17 protein-coding genes and 2 pseudogenes are annotated in these 16,071 nt (G+C 43.5%); 14 read left to right on the top strand and 5 right to left on the bottom strand.

All coding sequences use genetic code 11. The annotated features are described in order from the left end of the window. Positions 1-94 precede the first annotated feature (94 nt). Positions 95-1,438, top strand: a complete 1,344-nt coding sequence (locus tag R7F64_RS19725) for a magnesium transporter (protein WP_318072023.1) — start codon at positions 95-97, stop codon at positions 1,436-1,438. Here R7F64_RS19725 and R7F64_RS19730 read toward each other — a convergent pair. Continuing rightward, positions 1,415-1,675 (bottom strand): hypothetical protein, encoded by a 261-nt coding sequence (locus tag R7F64_RS19730; RefSeq protein ID WP_005376483.1) that lies wholly within the window; start codon positions 1,673-1,675, stop codon positions 1,415-1,417. The two genes, R7F64_RS19725 and R7F64_RS19730, sit on opposite strands and share 24 nt — an antisense overlap. Before the next feature lie 53 nt (positions 1,676-1,728). On the opposite strand from R7F64_RS19730, the pseudogene R7F64_RS19735 reads away from it, so the two are divergent. From R7F64_RS19735 to def, 5 genes and pseudogenes are all read left to right on the top strand, one after another. Then, a pseudogene (locus R7F64_RS19735) lies at positions 1,729-2,272 on the top strand (AAA family ATPase). Positions 2,273-2,379: 107 nt separating this feature from the next. Beyond that, on the top strand, positions 2,380-3,825 hold the full coding sequence (locus R7F64_RS19740) for an AGE family epimerase/isomerase (RefSeq protein WP_318072024.1): 1,446 nt from the start codon (positions 2,380-2,382) through the stop codon (positions 3,823-3,825). A 416-nt stretch (positions 3,826-4,241) separates the two neighbouring features. After that, positions 4,242-4,571 carry a YceK/YidQ family lipoprotein gene (locus tag R7F64_RS19745; RefSeq protein WP_053349143.1) on the top strand — a complete coding sequence of 110 codons (330 nt, stop codon included), beginning with the start codon at positions 4,242-4,244 and terminating at the stop codon, positions 4,569-4,571. Between the two features lie 32 nt (positions 4,572-4,603). Beyond that, positions 4,604-5,068, top strand: coding sequence for an ABZJ_00895 family protein (locus R7F64_RS19750; protein ID WP_017820978.1), 465 nt, complete (start codon positions 4,604-4,606; stop codon positions 5,066-5,068). Between the two features lie 234 nt (positions 5,069-5,302). Further along, entirely contained in the window at positions 5,303-5,809 is a 507-nt protein-coding gene (def, locus tag R7F64_RS19755) for a peptide deformylase (protein ID WP_005388756.1), read from the top strand. A 72-nt stretch (positions 5,810-5,881) separates the two neighbouring features. On the opposite strand, the gene R7F64_RS19760 is transcribed toward def, so the two are convergent. Then, the gene (locus R7F64_RS19760) at positions 5,882-6,289 is read right to left on the bottom strand and encodes a helix-turn-helix domain-containing protein (RefSeq protein ID WP_047101535.1); all 408 of its coding nucleotides are present in this window, start codon (positions 6,287-6,289) and stop codon (positions 5,882-5,884) included. An 84-nt stretch (positions 6,290-6,373) separates the two neighbouring features. On the opposite strand from R7F64_RS19760, the gene R7F64_RS19765 reads away from it, so the two are divergent. The 4 genes from R7F64_RS19765 to R7F64_RS19780 all read left to right on the top strand — a co-directional run bounded on the left by R7F64_RS19765 (position 6,374) and on the right by R7F64_RS19780 (position 10,017). Continuing rightward, positions 6,374-6,877: a DUF2938 domain-containing protein gene (locus R7F64_RS19765; protein WP_025767821.1), complete on the top strand. Its 504-nt coding sequence runs from the start codon at positions 6,374-6,376 to the stop codon at positions 6,875-6,877. A gap of 226 nt (positions 6,878-7,103) precedes the next feature. Further along, positions 7,104-8,132, top strand: a complete 1,029-nt coding sequence (locus tag R7F64_RS19770) for a phospholipase A (protein ID WP_017820977.1) — start codon at positions 7,104-7,106, stop codon at positions 8,130-8,132. Between the two features lie 93 nt (positions 8,133-8,225). After that, the gene (locus R7F64_RS19775; protein ID WP_005388759.1) at positions 8,226-8,684 is read left to right on the top strand and encodes a hypothetical protein; all 459 of its coding nucleotides are present in this window, start codon (positions 8,226-8,228) and stop codon (positions 8,682-8,684) included. A 328-nt stretch (positions 8,685-9,012) separates the two neighbouring features. Continuing rightward, entirely contained in the window at positions 9,013-10,017 is a 1,005-nt protein-coding gene (locus R7F64_RS19780) for a metal-dependent hydrolase (protein ID WP_318072025.1), read from the top strand. A 40-nt stretch (positions 10,018-10,057) separates the two neighbouring features. Here the strand turns inward: R7F64_RS19780 and R7F64_RS19785 are convergent, their stop codons facing one another. The 3 genes from R7F64_RS19785 to R7F64_RS19795 all read right to left on the bottom strand — a co-directional run bounded on the left by R7F64_RS19785 (position 10,058) and on the right by R7F64_RS19795 (position 13,491). Further along, positions 10,058-10,450 carry a hypothetical protein gene (locus R7F64_RS19785; RefSeq protein WP_005376463.1) on the bottom strand — a complete coding sequence of 131 codons (393 nt, stop codon included), beginning with the start codon at positions 10,448-10,450 and terminating at the stop codon, positions 10,058-10,060. A gap of 492 nt (positions 10,451-10,942) precedes the next feature. After that, positions 10,943-12,703, bottom strand: a complete 1,761-nt coding sequence (locus R7F64_RS19790; RefSeq protein ID WP_258485489.1) for an ABC transporter ATP-binding protein/permease — start codon at positions 12,701-12,703, stop codon at positions 10,943-10,945. A 173-nt stretch (positions 12,704-12,876) separates the two neighbouring features. Next, complete coding sequence (locus tag R7F64_RS19795) at positions 12,877-13,491, bottom strand: PolC-type DNA polymerase III (RefSeq protein ID WP_047101483.1); 615 nt, start codon at positions 13,489-13,491, stop codon at positions 12,877-12,879. 356 nt (positions 13,492-13,847) lie between these two features. Between R7F64_RS19795 and R7F64_RS19800 the strand changes: the two genes are divergently transcribed. The 4 genes and pseudogenes from R7F64_RS19800 to R7F64_RS19815 all read left to right on the top strand — a co-directional run. Further along, positions 13,848-14,708 (top strand): immunity 49 family protein, encoded by an 861-nt coding sequence (locus R7F64_RS19800; protein ID WP_047101486.1) that lies wholly within the window; start codon positions 13,848-13,850, stop codon positions 14,706-14,708. 12 nt (positions 14,709-14,720) lie between these two features. After that, positions 14,721-15,077 (top strand): annotated as a pseudogene (locus tag R7F64_RS19805) (threonine aldolase); the annotation flags it as partial. Positions 15,078-15,159: 82 nt separating this feature from the next. Continuing rightward, positions 15,160-15,420, top strand: a complete 261-nt coding sequence (locus tag R7F64_RS19810) for a DUF5062 family protein (RefSeq protein WP_005376453.1) — start codon at positions 15,160-15,162, stop codon at positions 15,418-15,420. 223 nt (positions 15,421-15,643) lie between these two features. Further along, on the top strand, positions 15,644-16,071 hold a 428-nt coding region (locus tag R7F64_RS19815), incomplete at its 3' end, for a YcxB family protein (protein WP_318072026.1).

Consider the following 16,071-nt stretch of genomic DNA (forward strand, 5'->3'; position numbering starts at 1 on the left):
ATCGCCTAGAATTTTAACATCAAGAATTCATGCCTTCGGATAGCACATATCGTCAATACGGCGAATGTGGTAGTGAAAGCTATAGGTAAAAGTAATGATAGATTCCAACCAATTGCAAATTAACCGCAAAGTGCCACATTTGCTTGCTGAGATCATTAAAGCGATAGAATCGACCGAAGACTTGAGCTTTTTGAAAGACTATCAAGAAGCACAGATTGCGAACATTTTGGAATCGGTCAACATTGCTTACCGTAAGCGTGTCATAGAAGCAGTGCCGCCTGAGAAGTATTGGACGGTATTAAATTTGCTCCGATACGACACCGCCAAGCACATTCATCAATCACTCAATAAAGACTTACAACATGAACGCTTGGCGTACATAACGGATTCAGAACTGATCATCCTTGCGGACTTTCTACCGACCGAATTTGTAGATGAATACCTTATTGATCAAAGTGAAGAGTCTGTCGCGCATATCCAACAAGCATTGTCGTATGAAGACAACAAAGTTGGACGTTATGCCGAGCCTCACTTTCTGGTCGCAAACCCTAAAAACAGCGTAGGAGGCATCAAAACCGAGCTGCTAAAACGTGGGCAAAGTCCAGTGCGGTTGATTATTGTGCGTGATGCGAGTGGTGTGATTGGTACGATAGAGCCGCAAACCCTGTTGATGCACGAAAATCATATCAAACTTACCGACTTGACCGTAGTTACGCCAATTCTAGAAGATATTCAAACGATTCAAAGCGTCAGCAAACAAGTCTCGATTGATGGTGGAGCACATTGGTTTCCTATCATGGCTGGTGGCAAAATTATGGGCGTCTTGTCGATGGCGACCATCGCGATTACGTTGCGCGAACTCAGCCTACAAGCTGTAGTGGCAGAAAACGTACGAAGCGAAGAAGATTTGTTCACACCATTAAGCGTGGCGACAAGGTTAAGAGCACTTTGGCTAGTGATTAACTTGCTGACCGCTTTCGTAGCCTCCGCCATCATTGGGCTTTTTGATAATGTGGTCGAGCAAGTCGTTGCGCTTGCGATCTTAATGCCTGTTGTGGCGAGCATGGGCGGCATCGCGGGTAGCCAAACCTTAGCGGTGGCCATTCGAGGTATCGCACTAAACCACTTGCACCAAAGTAACTTGAAGCTATTGGTGAATAAGGAATTAAAAATCGCCACCATTAATGGCTTGATCATGGGATTAGTCATCGCGGGTGTCGTCTACATGGTGTTTGACTCTTGGCCATTGGCGCTTATTATCTGTTGTGCAATTTTCCTCAATAGTTTGGCGGCCGCGGCATCGGGGACGTTGATACCATTCACGTTGAAGAAGTTTAACATTGACCCCGCCGTGGCTGGCTCGGTAGTATTGACGACCGTTACCGATGTCGTCGGTTTCTTTGCGTTCTTAGGCTTAGGTGCCATTTTCTTGATATAGATATCCAATTGACGCGTTAACCATCAGAACCAATCGCACCACTTCCCAACCCAGTATTTTGGGCGAGCTTGCTTCGCTCAGCATTCCTCCGTTTTCCATAACCGATGAACACGTCGTTTCGGTTCTTACTTTGTAAATCTCTTCACTGCTCAGTTCTATTCCCCCAAATTTCCCACTACCGATCTCGCTTAACGCTGGCGTGCCAAATTCCAATTTCAAACGCCAGATGATGCCCATTTTCTTGGCTGTACACGCATTACTTCACTCAAACAAAAAATAAGGAAACAATTTTGAATAAACTCATCGTATTCTCTGGTGGTCCCGGTGCAGGGAAAACTTCGGTAATCGAACAGCTAAAAACACAAGGTTTTATCTGCGCGCCAGAAACCGGCCGTCAAATAATACAAACGCAGGTTGCCAATCACGGTTCAGCATTACCTTGGAATGACAAACAAGCTTTTCGAGACGAAATGATGAAGGCAGAAGTGAGCAATTACCGAGCTTTCAATGTCCACCAAGGGAATGTGTTTTTTGATCGCAGTATTGCGGACGTATATGGCTACAGTTAAGTTGGAACAACTGCCAATCTCGCATGAGCTCATCACGCATTGCCAGACGCTTCGTTATCATTCTCAAGTGTTCATTTTTCCACCTTGGGCATCGATATTCAGCAACGACGAAGAGCGAAAGCAAGATTTTTCTGAAGCGGTGGCTACGTATCAACAGATGGTCAACGCTTATCACAAATTTGGTTATCAATTGATCGAAGTGCCCAAAATGTCAGTCGAAGACAGAGTAGCGTTTATTCGCGGCTCAGTCATCGAACGAGGCTGAAAGATGATTGACGCAAACAAATGCGTAAGGCGATTGTGAGCACGACAACAATATGCGTAAAGGGAGTTATTTATACTGGATAAAATTCAATAACTTAATTGAGCATTATGTCTTTTAAATATCTTACCTTATTGCTCGCAACGATGAGTATGAACAGCTTTGCTGATGTAGGCCTGCCTTCGGGGGATGATTGGTTAAACCATGTGACGAATGGCCTAGCCCCATATTGGATGATGGAAAGCGCGCATGGGCAACCTGCGGGGAATTTTCCGACTTTTCGTTGTGATAACGGTGTCATTCTCGACCCACAAAAGCCGTGTGAAGAATTAAACAAAGGGTGGATTAGCCCGCACTTCGATCGCGAGTACACCCGCATGAAATCGCGCCAAACTTACGCTTATGGTGTGCTTTTTCATCTTACGGGTGACAAGCAAGCATTAGAGCTGGCAAAGAAAGGGGCTTATTACCTGATTGATCATCTACAAGATGAGAAAAACGGCGGCTTCGTGAGCTTTACGCGTAGTGGAAAACCGGGGATGGAGTGGCAACAGCGAACTTCTCAAGACCAAGCTTACGCTTTGGTGGGCTTGGCGATGTACTACTACTTGACGCAAGATCCAAAGGTTGAACAAGCACTTATCGACCAGCAAGCGTTTATATTTAAACAATACCGACGAAGCGATGATCGCGGTCTGGCGTGGGTTTTGAAAGATGGTGATGGGGAAAGTGAGAAGCAGCAAGAGTTAGTCGCTCAACTTGACCAAATTAATGGCTACCTGTTGTTAACGGCGCCACTTTTACCACCGCCAGCGCAAGCCAAGTGGAAACAAGATCTGGAGTGGCTGACGCAAGTGATGCTGGATAACTACCACTCCGACAAAGAGCGGCGTTTTTATGGCGCGATACACCACAAAGCGGCAATGATGCCAGATGCGAAACACAATGATTTTGGACACACCATCAAAGCGTATTGGATGACGTATCTCACTGGTCAGTTGTTGGAGAATTCCAATTGGACAGAGTTTGGCTTCAAAGGAATGAAACATACACTTAAACAAGCGCAATACCAGCAAAACTTTGAGCAAGTCAAAGCGCTCTTCTCACCAGAATGGCAGAGTAAATGGACACAAGAGAGCATTCCTGCTTGGCAATCAAGACCATACAAGCACTATAGCTCGTCTTGGGAATGGGCAGAGCTCGATCAAGTGGCAATGACAGTTTCCCTTGTTGATGGTTCGATGAAAGAAACGCTTCAATACACGTTACCCACTTTTATGGACGTGTGGGTGGATCATCAGTACGGAGGTGTTGGTCTGAATCCTAAATCAACCAAAGCGTTCCATTGGGGAAATGGTTACCACCAGTTTGAACATGCGTTGGTCGGGTATTTGTACGCGCAACAAATGGCAAAACAGCCCGCCAAGCTTTACTACGCGCGACTAGCCGAGAGTAAAATGCCACTTAATCCATATTACTTTAGCGCAGACGTAAAATCGTTGTCGTCACAAAGTGATGGAGTCACCATCGCGACATTCACCAATATTCGACCTTAGGTTGGTCGATGGTGATGTGTTGGTTAAAGTCCGCGTAAAAGCCAATAAAATCCTCCGACAGCAAGTGCGACTATTAGCTATCTAGGTCTGTCACTAGATAAGCTTCAAGCAATAATGGTGTAGGTAATGCCCACGGGGCGCTTACAAAAAGCCGTCAGAACCACTGGTTTTGAGGGATTTTTATTCTATGACAGGTAGAGGATTCAATTTTCAGCGCGATAGGTCCATGAAAACTTAAGTGAGATTCTAATCACGTCGCATAATCTCACTAGTGCCATTGGAAATGAATGAATTGTTTCTGATACATAGAACGTATTAACATGGTTGCACTTGGCCCATATGAGTAAATTCATTGAACATACAATTTGAGAGAGGGTTTAGTTGTAAAAATAATAGTTAGTTGGAATCTAGGTTAAATGAAAATAAAACTATTTAAAAAGCTACAAGTTGTATTTCTTGTGGTGTCAGCATCTTTAATGGTGGGGTGTTCGTCTATAGATGCGCATGCTGGTGGCGGATACGGAAAGCCGTTTTCAGGGACCGCGTTATCAGTCGCACGACAACCTTGCTATTTAAGAGCTGATATTACTTCTATCGCGTTATACCCACTATCATTGATTGACATTCCTTTGTCGTTAGCAACGGACGTTGTGTTTCTTCCTGTTGATTTAGTCATGGTAGCAACACCAACAACGAGTTATGGCGGTGTTGTTTCTCTAGGTTGTCCAAGCGGAAGCATGATCTAAAACGCTTATTTTATTCAAATAAATGGAAGGAAATGAAAGTGGAATTAAAAAGTAACTATTCAGAATCAGAAATAAACCAGCCACCATCGGTACTTCTTGTTACGTCTCTGTTGTGTCTGGCGTCCGTTTGTTGGGCTGCATTGCTGTTGGCCATTGAATATATTGTTGGGATAGAAATGAGTGGTACAGGCTTTCTTAGCACGTTAATCCCAGCCATGAGTGTTGGTTATTACTTCGGCTACAAGACTGGAGATGTAATGCCATCAAAAACAAGATGGTATGCTGTTTTACTGTGGACTTTAGCAAGTTTGGTAGTGTTCTCTCTTATCTTAATGTCGTTAGATATTTCTCCGTTTTATTTATTATCTGAGCTCGGTGGGGTAAGTATTTTTATTGCTATCATAATGCTAATAACGATTGGCATCGCCTACTTAATTTTAAAAAGTGGTGAGAAAATGGCGATTAGAGTGTTACTCAAAGCCAAGGAAAGTCAGTAGATAAAATACAACAAACGATTCAATTAGGATCATGACAAGACGCCAGCCATAATGTGCTGGCGTTTTAGTTTCCTGTTTGTAGGATTTTTTGTTTAAAAGGCAAACCCATTTATTGTGTTGTCGTTTGAGTTAATGGTTTATGCCTTGTGCGCAAGATAGCTTAGCAGGTTTATGTATCGAGAAACGTGTGTATAATTCGCCACGAATTACGATTTATAGATATGAAAGGTAAGTATGGCAGTCCTCGAAATTCTCTCCATTCCAGACCCAAGGCTTAAAGTAAAAGCAGAAAAAGTCACTGATGTATCGACAGTACAAACGCTGATAGACGATATGCTAGAAACACTTTACGCAACGGGCAATGGTATCGGTTTAGCTTCAACCCAAGTAGGCAGAAAAGAGGCGGTTGTTGTCATCGATATCTCTGACGAACGCAATGATCCTTTAATCTTGGTTAACCCAGAAGTGGTGAGCGGAGAAAACAAAGCACTTGGTCAAGAAGGGTGCCTATCTGTTCCTGAGTACTACGCAGATGTAGAGCGTTACACGTCAGTTGTTGTTTCTGCACTAGACCGTGATGGCAACCCGATTACAATCGAGAGCGATGAGTTCTTGGCGATTGTGATGCAGCACGAAATTGATCACCTATCTGGTAACTTGTTCATTGATTACCTTTCACCGTTAAAGCAAAAAATGGCGATGAAAAAAGTGAAGAAGTACGTAAAATCGCAAGCTAAGTAATATGAAAGGAAGTAACTCACAACCGCGAGTTACTTCCTTGTAAATCAAGAATAGGACGGTAGGGAGAGCGGTTTATCTCTGCTTTTGGGGGACATAACGCTTTACGACCTTCATAAGCTTCTGAAATGAAGAACAGTCCATATGTGACTCATGAGGGCAGGTAGCAACATGGTTTAGGCTGTCTCGCACCGCTTTCAAACGTTTTATTTGCTCATCAATCTCAAGTGCCTTTTTCGTTAGTAAGTCACGATCGATATATGGCTTTGAAACTTCTGATTGATTCAACATTTCTGCCATTTCGTTAAGCGATATTCCAGCGATACGCCCCAAACTAATTAAATTGAGTGTATTGAGTACCTTTGGTGAATATTGGCGTCTCAATCCATTCCTTCCTATCGAGCGAATTAACCCCAGCTGTTCGTAATACCTGAGCGTTGAAGTCGGCAATCCTGATTTTCTAACCACTTCTGCAATATCCATATTATTCCCCATTGACTTCAAGTTGGCTTTAAGTTGTAGCATGCAACTAAGACCTTAACAAATCAAAAACTTGAGGAGAGAAAAATGCTGCTTTTAATGGGATTGCAAGCGGTGCTAATAGGGATTGGTGCCACTTTGATAATGGATTTATGGGCATGGTTACAAAGGAGAGTGTTTGGTATTCCTTCATTAAACTATGCGTTGGTTGCGCGCTGGGTTTTGTACATGCCCCAAGGAAAGTTTATGCATGCGCCAATTATGGCGTCAGAGGCGATGCCGGGAGAAAAGTCACTTGGCTGGTTTTTGCATTATGCCATCGGCGTTACTTTCGCTTTGGCTCACGTTACTGTTTTTGGTCATCATTGGTTGGTAGAGCCCAGTCTAATGCCCAGCTTAATTACAGGCGTGGTAACGTTGATCTTCCCATTTTTGGTCATTCAACCTTGTCTAGGATTTGGTTTTGCTGCGAGTAAAACCCCAACACCTTGGAAAGCCCGTTTTCTTAGCACATTGGCGCATTTGGGTTATGGTTTGGGTTTATTCATAGCCGGGTTTGCAATCAAAGTTACGAGCCAGTATTTTGCATAGAGAACATGAGCATCATGCAAACGAGTGGTTTTTATCTATGATGCTCAACTCTTGGTTGTTTTTTGCGCTTTGATCATAGTTGACCGATATGTCTAAAGTCTGTTGAATTTATACAAGACGTAAAGTCGGCGGACATTTAACATTGCCTTAACGTCAGAATGGCAAACGGTTTACCAAGAAAAACTAAAATTATCTGATTTGACATAAAGAATATTAAGGGTTTCAGATGGCTTCAAAAGTGGCAGGGATATCAATACTGAGTTTATTGGCAGCGCCAGTTGCGATGGGAGAAACAGCCAGTGCTTATGATTTATGTTTGCTAGACAAAATAAAGCAAAGCAAAGGTGAGGAAACCATAAAGAGCATTCGCGCGCAGTGTGAGCTTGACACAGTAACCAGCACAGTGCCCGCAGATCCAGAAATTGAAGAGCCTGAAGAGCTTCAGGAAAGTTTGGTCGACAAGCGTTTGGAATCAGAACGAGAAAACGCGTTCGAACCGTTTAGTCTGGTCGCGCATCGCGTTAACTATATTCTTCCGTTTACATACAGTGATCGTGTAAATAAACGCGCGTATGCCGACACCAAATACGGCGATGAACTGCGTAAGGAAGAGGCGGAGTTCCAAATCAGTTTTAAAGTACCAATGAACTATGATGACTTGTTGTTTGATGGCGATGGTCTGTTTTTTGGAATGACTCTTAAATCATTTTGGCAGGTATACACGGGTGCAGCATCTCGTCCATTCCGTGAAACCAATTATCGTCCAGAGCTTTTTTACTACACCCCAACAGACTGGAAACCACTTGATGGTTCGACTTGGTTAGGTTTTGGTATTGAACATGAGTCTAACGGTCAGAGACAGGAGCTATCGCGCAGTTGGAACCGTGTCTATGCCAACTTAACCTTTGCAAAAGACAATTTTGCGGTTTCTATCCAGCCTTGGTGGCGTATACCTGAAGATGAAAAGACATCGCCTAATGATCCCAAAGGTGATGATAACCCGGATATCGAAGACTATATGGGACACTTTGAGCTATCGAGTGCTTACAAGTGGAATGGTTACGAGTTTACCTTTTTAGGTCGCCAGAACTTTCAAACACATAAGGGTTTTGCAGAACTGGGTGTGTCATTTCCGATTTGGGGCAAAGTTCAGGGGTACGCACAATACTCAGCTGGTTATGGTAAGAGCTTGATCGACTATGATCATAATCAGCAGCGGATTGGTGTTGGTATTGCAATCAACGGTGTTTTGTAGTTTTTCGTAGATGGATAGAAATTAACACTGGCAATTGAAATTTCAATATTTAGAATGCGAGGCTGAAATTGATTTCTAACCTAGAGTGATTTTATGCTTCGTGATTACACCTTCGATTGTCTTGTAACTATGCCTCGCCATGAGCTGGAAGAGTTTAGTGCTCGTATGATCAGTAAAATGGTGCCAGAAGACGTGATGAATGAGCTGTTCACTTTTGATCAAGAAGAAGTGGATAGTGAAGACCGCATGTTGTCTGCACGTCTTGATGCAATGCTACGCATGACAGCAATCGCACTGAGTGAAATTCAACAAGCGTTTGATGACTCAGACAACGCAAAGCAAAATAGCGAGAGAATGACGAGATTGGTGCTTTGGCATTTCTACGCGATCTCATTCCGTTTGGAAGAGGCCATCACGCTAGAAACACACTGTGCTCTAGTGGAAAAACTAATCGAAAATGCACCTTCGGATGTTTTTGCGTGGGTAAAAACATTGACGGAGCTGCTACACACTTACGCTGAAATCAACGCGAAAGAGAACCCTCAAGACTAAACGCCTGCCGTTTATCGTTCAGTAAATTAGAAACAAGGCGAGCCATTTGGTTCGCCTTGTTTTTTCGCGTCAGATAAACCTTCGGGTTTGAAATACCAAACAAGCCTAGACTCAGATTTGTTCGTTCACTAGCGAACGGCGTGATTCCTTCTTACACTAAATCAAGGTGTTTGTTGCTAAACAAGCAAATGCATGACTAAGTCGTGTATTATTTTCCACTTAAATGCGGATAATTTATGTCGAAGAACCTTCTGGTTTTTAAATTGGAACCGACTATTGAGCGTGTACGCTTTCCAGCTGAGCTTCATCTATCTAAAGGAAGTGAACGATGGATCCGTTAACGCAAGGTTTATTGGGTGCAGCTTTGCCACTGGCGGTGAGCAACAAGCGAAACCTTGCAGTTGTTGGCGTGTTGGGCGTGGTCTCTGGGATGGCTCCGGATTTAGATGTGCTCATCCGTTCTTCAACTGATCCTTTGCTGTATTTGGAATACCATCGCCAATTTACTCACTCGCTCTTGTTTATCCCGTTTGGTAGTTTCATTTGTGCTTTGTTGTTGTATCCATTGTTCGCAAAAAAGCGAGGACTAAGCTTCCGGCAGAGTTGGTTTTACTGCGCGCTTGGTTATAGTACCCATGCGTTATTAGACGCATGCACCAGTTATGGAACACAGCTTCTATGGCCGATAAGCAACACGCGTTATGCTTGGAGCACTATTTCGGTAATCGACCCCGCGTTCACACTCCCTATTTTAATATTGCTTTTGTTTGCTGCACTGAAGCGAAGCCCAAACTATGCCCGCATTGCATTTTTATGGTGTCTGGCTTACCTAAGCCTTGGAATGATCCAACGAGATAGAGCAGAAGCAGCTGGTTGGGAAATCGTCAAAGAGCGACAACACAACGCTATACAATTAAAAGCCAAACCAAGCTTTAGCAACCTTTTGGTTTGGAAGCTGATTTATGAAACGGAAGATAACTACTATGTAGATGCAGTAAGGGTAGGGCGTTCAATAAAAATTTACCCTGGCGAATCAACTCCAAAGTTAAATATAAAAGAGCAATTTCCGTGGCTAAACCCGCAATCGCAACAAGCAAAAGACATCGAACGTTTCCGTTGGTTTTCAAACGGTTTTGTAGCGAAGGATCCGAATAATGAAATGCGAATTGTTGATATGCGTTATTCCATCGTACCAAATCAAATTAATGCGTTATGGGGCATCAATCTATCCCCAAAAGCCAGCGCAGACGCGCACGTTGAATACACTGCTCATCGAGGAAGTACTGCAGAAGATCGCCAAGTTTTTTTCAACATGCTTACGGATTTTGAGTGATGGCTTTACTTTGGATACCGATGCGGTGTCGTAATAACCATTATGCAGACTGAAAGTCCTTTACTAGGGTCGGCTTGCTAGCGAAGAAAATTTTGCCAAACAGGGACTTGTACTTCCAGCCAAGAGACAAAAGCCGTTTAGCTAAGTTCTTGTTTTCAATGATTGCAACCTCAACACCTTGGTAGTGGTAAGGATTGCTTTTGATGTAGTCGATAAATGCAGTAAGCACGCCTTGCCCGCGAACGGAGGGTGCAAAGTTGACTGCTACAATAGAAAAGCGTTGGCTACCTGCTGGGCAACGGACTAAACAGTGCCCAAGAGGATGAGTAATAGTCTCAGAAAATTCAGGAAAAGGGCGAGACTCAAGCTCTTGAGAAAGCGCATCGTATCGCTGACATAGATAAGAAAATAGTTGTTTCGCTTCGCTGTTCATATCGGTGCCGCTTTTGTGTTGCTTGGTTTGAAGGCATTGATGTCTCAAACATTATAACCATAGATAGCAACACAAAACGCGGTAAACTTTTTCAGTACTGATTTCCTATTTTTGAAACCTGAATTGTTACAAATGAAGTTGATTGGGTTTTATATGGTAGTTGTGAACGAGTGTTTCTAGTTGAAGGGAGAATACGCTGGTTACTGGATTCTTACTGGAATTCCTTTGTTAAAAGGCGAGCTGCTTGGTTTAATGCCGCTCGTTTAACTGCGAGTGGCATCTTTTGTATTTCGTCACCTTGTACAGCGACGATGGGACATGATGTGGGATCTTCTATCCTAGCTCTTCATGGTCTAAATTATCTCATTAACCACTCAGAGCTAGATTCTTAGTCTCGCCAAGGCTCGCTGGACTGACACAAAAACATCGTTAAACTCCTGTTATTAAATTATTTGGTCCGCCTTTGTTTACTTTTGAACGCTTAACTAGGCGTTACTCCAAGTGCTTAAATTGCAATGCCACAAGTCGCTGATACAACTCACAGCTTTGCATTAATGATTGGTGGTTACCAACATCGACTAACTCGCCATTGTCGAGCACCGCAATTTTATCCGCATGTTGGATAGTCGAAAGACGATGAGCAATAATCAGCGTTGTGCGTCCTTTCATTAGAGCTTCAAGTGCTTGTTGAACGTGATGTTCACTTTCACTATCAAGGGCGCTGGTAGCTTCGTCTAGCAGTAAGATTTTTGGATCTTTTAGAATCGCGCGAGCAATCGCAATACGCTGCTTTTGTCCGCCCGATAGCCTAACGCCGCGCTCCCCTAAAAAGCTGTGATAGCCTTCGGGAAGCTTCTCAATAAACTCATGGGCATGGGCTTTTTTCGCGGCTTCGATAACTTGTTCATCCGTCGCTTCAGGATTACCGTAGCGAATATTATGGAAAACATCATGGCTAAACAGCGCTGGTTGTTGTGGTACGAGCGCCATTTGACGTCGAAGTTCGTTTGGGTCGAACTGTCGAATATCTTCACCACCAAACAACACTTGCCCTTGCTGTGGGTCATAAAATCGTTGCAGCAGTTCGAATAGTGTTGTTTTACCTGCACCAGAAGGGCCGACTAACGCCAGTACTTTTCCTTGTTCAGCGGTTAGATTTAATTCTTTGATTGCTGGTTGATTTGGGCGAGAAGGGTAGTTGAAACTCACCGAATTAAAGTTAATCTCAGCAGGCATGTCGGAACGGACAGGCAAATGGTTGCTTGGCGCTTTAATATCACTGTCTACTTGAAGGATCTCAATCAGCCGTTCGGTAGCACCTGCGGCTCTTTGCAATTCACCCATGACTTCGGAAATGGTTGCAGTCGATGAGGCAACCATAATGGCATAAAACACAAATGCGGCTAGGTCACCCGCAGACATTTTTCCGTGAATCACATCGCTGCCGCCTACCCAAAGCATGCCTGCAATCGCGCTGAACACAATCACAATAACGCCTGATATCAGGATCGCTCGCTGCTTTACTCTCTGTCTACCTATTTCATAAGCTTTTTCCACCTCGACAGCGAAAGCCGCTCGTTCATGCGACTCTGAGCTAAAACTTTGCACGGTTTTAATATGTTCTATCGCTTCTCCAGCGTAGCTTCCGACATCGGCCATTGAGTCCTGACTTTGACGAGAGAGCGCACGCACACGTCGTCCATAAAACAAAATTGGTACCAAAACCAAAGGCACAGAAGCAAGCACAATCAGCGTGAGCTTAACGTTAGTGGCAAACAACATTATGATGGCCCCAAAGCACATCAAAGCGCTACGCATCGCCATTGAGAACGATGAACCGATAATGCTTTGCAGCAATGTGGTATCGGTAGTCAGGCGCGACATTATGTCGCCACTACTGTTAGTCTCAAAATAGCTCGGATGCAGCGTAATCACATGGTTAAACACCGCAAGGCGAATATCCGCACTAACGCGCTCACCTACGGAAGAGACAAGGTAAAAGCGAAAGAAAGTCCCAATGGCAATACACAATGTTACACCGACAATAAACTGAATCGCATTGGTAAGCTCTTGCAGTGATTGCTGAGCAAAGCCTTGGTCGATAAGAATACGTACTCCATAGCCAACGGATAACGTCAAACTTGCTGTCGCGACAAGGGCAACCAAGGCCGCCGCAACCCGCCATTTATAGGGTGCAATAAAGGTGTTGAGTTTAAGAAGAATGCTGAGATTTTTGTTATTTTTTCTGCTCATGAGTGACTCACAAAGCGTTTTAGGTACCTGGCATAGTAAGCCAGTTTGGTTGGTGAGACCAGCGAACTACCGCTTTCGGATTAGGAAATTCACTGGGATAACCAATATCGCATGTATATCGAAAATCACTTAAACGTCGAAGAGACTAGAATCAGCTTTTAGTTCGGAGGGGGTTACGCACGGCTTTTGGCGAGTAGCAGGTCGACTTTTCCTTTGGCTGTTTTACTAACTGTTTGCATCAACTGAAAACTTGGTTTTTCGACGCCTGAGTTTTCTATCCCTTCGACCATTAAGAGCCAAAGCTTGGCTGTCATTTGCGCATCGGCTAGTGCACGGTGGAAAACACCGTCGTTGTCGATATTTTTATAGCGAACAAGTTCACCTAGCTTATGTGATGGGGCTTCTTGAATGAGCCGTCTTGCTACCAGTAAGGAGCAAGCAAACTCACCCGAATAACCACAGTTGATTCGTTCAAGCTCTGCATCTAAAAATCGTTTATCGAAGGACGCGTTGTGAGCGATAAGGTTCTCGCCAGCAATGAACTCACTAAATGACGCTATTACCTCTTCGCAGCTTGGTGCCGATCGCAACATATTGTTGGTAATGCCGGTGTAGTTCTCAATGAAAGAACTCACTCTGAAACCGGGATTCATGAGTTGCTGAAAACTATCGACAACCTCGCCATTGACTAACTTTACTGCACCAATTTCTATTGCGCGATCACCTAAAGTAGGAGAGAGACCTGTGGTTTCAAAGTCGAGTACGACCACAGAGTTTGCTTGAGGCATAAAATTTTCCAGCTGAGTAATATTGTGCAAGAGTATTATCGAAAGCGACAGAAAAAGAAAGGCGAACACAATGGTGAATATCTGTCTATCTTTACTCCACAAAGTCAGTGTTCGTCGTCCACTGTTTATGGACAGGTACGTTCTGGCTTACCCATCGCGGCTTGTGCGGTAGCCTTATATTTCAAATGTTTTTCGGCTTTTCGATTCATTTCAATTAAGCATTAACTTTCGATACAACATACTGATTATAAATTGATTTTATAAATCAACTTCGGCATCATTCACGGCTTGATTTTGAGGATGAATATCATCACAGCAAAAAATTAGAACAACTTATAATGCGAGGCTAGGGAACGATGGAAACAATAAGAAATCACTATTTAGATATACCTGAAGAAAGAAAATTGCGTATTTTTCGTGAAGAAGATGAAAATTTTTACAGCTTCTGGGAAAGGATGCTTGATGAAAAACAATTTTTTTATAAGCAACCTCTTAAAAGAATGAAAGGCGATGCTTGGGATTCGCTTGAGGCATTCTTCACTGCTTCAAAATATGGACAACATCAGGCCTCGCCAGATTACATAAAAAGGGCGCTTGAGTTACTGAATAACGTGTACTTGCTGGCCAATCATTCAGACCAAGTGGTTGAATTCTCCGTTGGGCACCGACACTTTTCGGAAGTGGGTAACCGTTCTGTTGCAGAAGGAACAATGGATGGATGGTTGGATGAAATCTGTTTAGCGATGGCCGCGAGAGATTGGCGCTGCGTAGAGCTGATGACCATCATGGATGAGTCATTAGTGCGTTTAAAAGATCCTTTTGATGTTGCACTGGTCGAGTTCGTTAAAGGTGTATTTAGTAATTCATCAGCGCTACCTGCGTTATTGCAAACTGTGATGGAGAAATCCTCCCCGCAATATTTAGAATCAACCAGAGTGCCATATGTACATTCTTTGTTTATTCCTTTTGTGAATGTGTTTGTTGCCATTATCGATGGCGATGAGTCACATTATCAAGAAGCATTGAGAGATGCGTTAGAGGCGCATTACCAGTTCTACATGAATGAAGATGTTCGCTATTCGCCAAAAGGAAATGTTTCTCTGAAACTGACTGGTCTTGCTGCATTGGCATACGATAAGTATGGCTGGACAATTCCAGAAACCGCATATTTGCCAAAGTGGCTCGTTTACGGTGAGCATGATCTCTGTTCTAAATAAATCATTAATGGAACACCTTATGTAGTGTCTGCGGCAATGCCGTTCGATGAAAGGTTGGCGCAGCTGCCGGCTCTGTTTGAGCGAACAAAACAGATCTACAAGATCATTGATGAGTTCCCATCTTTGGCGGTAAGACCAACCCAACCGAAAGCAAACATGTTGCACCTAATCCTACCTTTCAGCTGTGAAAAGTTGAAAGAACTCCAACACACGTTTGCCATGGAAAAGGGCATTTGATTTGGTAACCCGCAAGTCACGGCACATCCAAATCAATCGATTGTTGAATGGTATATTGGTGACTACCTGCTCAAGCTTGGTGATGACGAATTAAGGTCGTTTTTCAATCAGTTACTCGGTAAGAAGGCATAAACTTATCAATATGCGAGCTTACTAACACGCCATACGCGACACTTCATGTATTCTTAATTGAAGCGAAGAAGAGGATTTATCAATGTCAAAAAGCTCCAAACTTCACAATGAAGACAAACTGGTTAAGAAGGCACTAGAGATTGGTGGGAAGATGGCGAAGCTACAAGGCTTTGACCTTCCTCAGTCACCACAACCTCTAAGAGTAAAAGCGATTTACCTATTCTTGGTTGATGCCAAACAGATCACCCCATTACCGGAAAGCAAGCTAGACGGCGCAAGCATCAAACACCGACTGGCAGTCTGGATACACAGTGCATTGCCAGACAACGACCCTCTAAAGTAGAAAACCTCATAAGTCATATAGGTCATTAATTAACTAGGCGAGCCAAATGGTTCGCCTTGTTTGATATTGGCGAGTGCACCGAGGTCTTTTGGCGTGGCGGTATCATTGATTTACAAAACAGAATCAAAATGACTAAAGATAAATCCCGAGAAGCGCTACAATGCAGGCGTTGCGAGAGTGCAACCAAGATTACTCATTTACAGAAGCCTTGAAGTAACCATACATGTCTAAAGATTTCGAATTCACTACAGAATACACACTCGACAAACCTTTCTTTGCTGAATGTTATGATCAAACTAGCCAGCCAACGAAGTTCCCACAAGCGTACCTAAAAGGGATGCTGTTTCTTATCTTTGGTGTGGTTTTATTGGAGTTTGAACTGCTACCAAACGGTTATGTCGGTTGGTTCTTTATCGTATTGAGTGTGATTGAAGCGTGCAGCGTTTACTTCAAAAGAACTTGGTGGCTGTGGCGTCAAACCATCAGCTCAAGTCGCGGCAGTAAAGTGGTGTTTGAAGTGAATGCAGATGGCGTACGCTACAAAAGCGGTAAAGTTGACCGCAGCCTCGCTTGGAATGATATCGACCAACTCGAACAAACTGATTTGGGCTTTATCCTTCACCTTGGTAAACAACGCCAATACATCAGCAA

Origin of the sequence: Vibrio sp. Vb1980, from assembly GCF_033338615.1 — a bacterium.
In the GTDB taxonomy this organism is placed as follows: Bacteria; Pseudomonadota; Gammaproteobacteria; order Enterobacterales; family Vibrionaceae; genus Vibrio; species Vibrio alginolyticus.

Bases quoted from the DNA above. Each gene is read 5' to 3' on its own strand.
- R7F64_RS19725 (WP_318072023.1), top strand. From the start codon at position 95: ATGATAGATTCCAACCAATTGCAAATTAACCGCAAAGTGCCACATTTG.
- R7F64_RS19730 (WP_005376483.1), bottom strand. From the start codon at position 1,675: ATGGGCATCATCTGGCGTTTGAAATTGGAATTTGGCACGCCAGCGTTA.
- R7F64_RS19740 (WP_318072024.1), top strand. From the start codon at position 2,380: ATGTCTTTTAAATATCTTACCTTATTGCTCGCAACGATGAGTATGAAC.
- R7F64_RS19745 (WP_053349143.1), top strand. From the start codon at position 4,242: ATGAAAATAAAACTATTTAAAAAGCTACAAGTTGTATTTCTTGTGGTG.
- R7F64_RS19750 (WP_017820978.1), top strand. From the start codon at position 4,604: ATGAAAGTGGAATTAAAAAGTAACTATTCAGAATCAGAAATAAACCAG.
- def (WP_005388756.1), top strand. From the start codon at position 5,303: ATGGCAGTCCTCGAAATTCTCTCCATTCCAGACCCAAGGCTTAAAGTA.
- R7F64_RS19760 (WP_047101535.1), bottom strand. From the start codon at position 6,289: ATGGATATTGCAGAAGTGGTTAGAAAATCAGGATTGCCGACTTCAACG.
- R7F64_RS19765 (WP_025767821.1), top strand. From the start codon at position 6,374: ATGCTGCTTTTAATGGGATTGCAAGCGGTGCTAATAGGGATTGGTGCC.
- R7F64_RS19770 (WP_017820977.1), top strand. From the start codon at position 7,104: ATGGCTTCAAAAGTGGCAGGGATATCAATACTGAGTTTATTGGCAGCG.
- R7F64_RS19775 (WP_005388759.1), top strand. From the start codon at position 8,226: ATGCTTCGTGATTACACCTTCGATTGTCTTGTAACTATGCCTCGCCAT.
- R7F64_RS19780 (WP_318072025.1), top strand. From the start codon at position 9,013: ATGGATCCGTTAACGCAAGGTTTATTGGGTGCAGCTTTGCCACTGGCG.
- R7F64_RS19785 (WP_005376463.1), bottom strand. From the start codon at position 10,450: ATGAACAGCGAAGCGAAACAACTATTTTCTTATCTATGTCAGCGATAC.
- R7F64_RS19790 (WP_258485489.1), bottom strand. From the start codon at position 12,703: ATGAGCAGAAAAAATAACAAAAATCTCAGCATTCTTCTTAAACTCAAC.
- R7F64_RS19795 (WP_047101483.1), bottom strand. From the start codon at position 13,491: ATGCCTCAAGCAAACTCTGTGGTCGTACTCGACTTTGAAACCACAGGT.
- R7F64_RS19800 (WP_047101486.1), top strand. From the start codon at position 13,848: ATGGAAACAATAAGAAATCACTATTTAGATATACCTGAAGAAAGAAAA.
- R7F64_RS19810 (WP_005376453.1), top strand. From the start codon at position 15,160: ATGTCAAAAAGCTCCAAACTTCACAATGAAGACAAACTGGTTAAGAAG.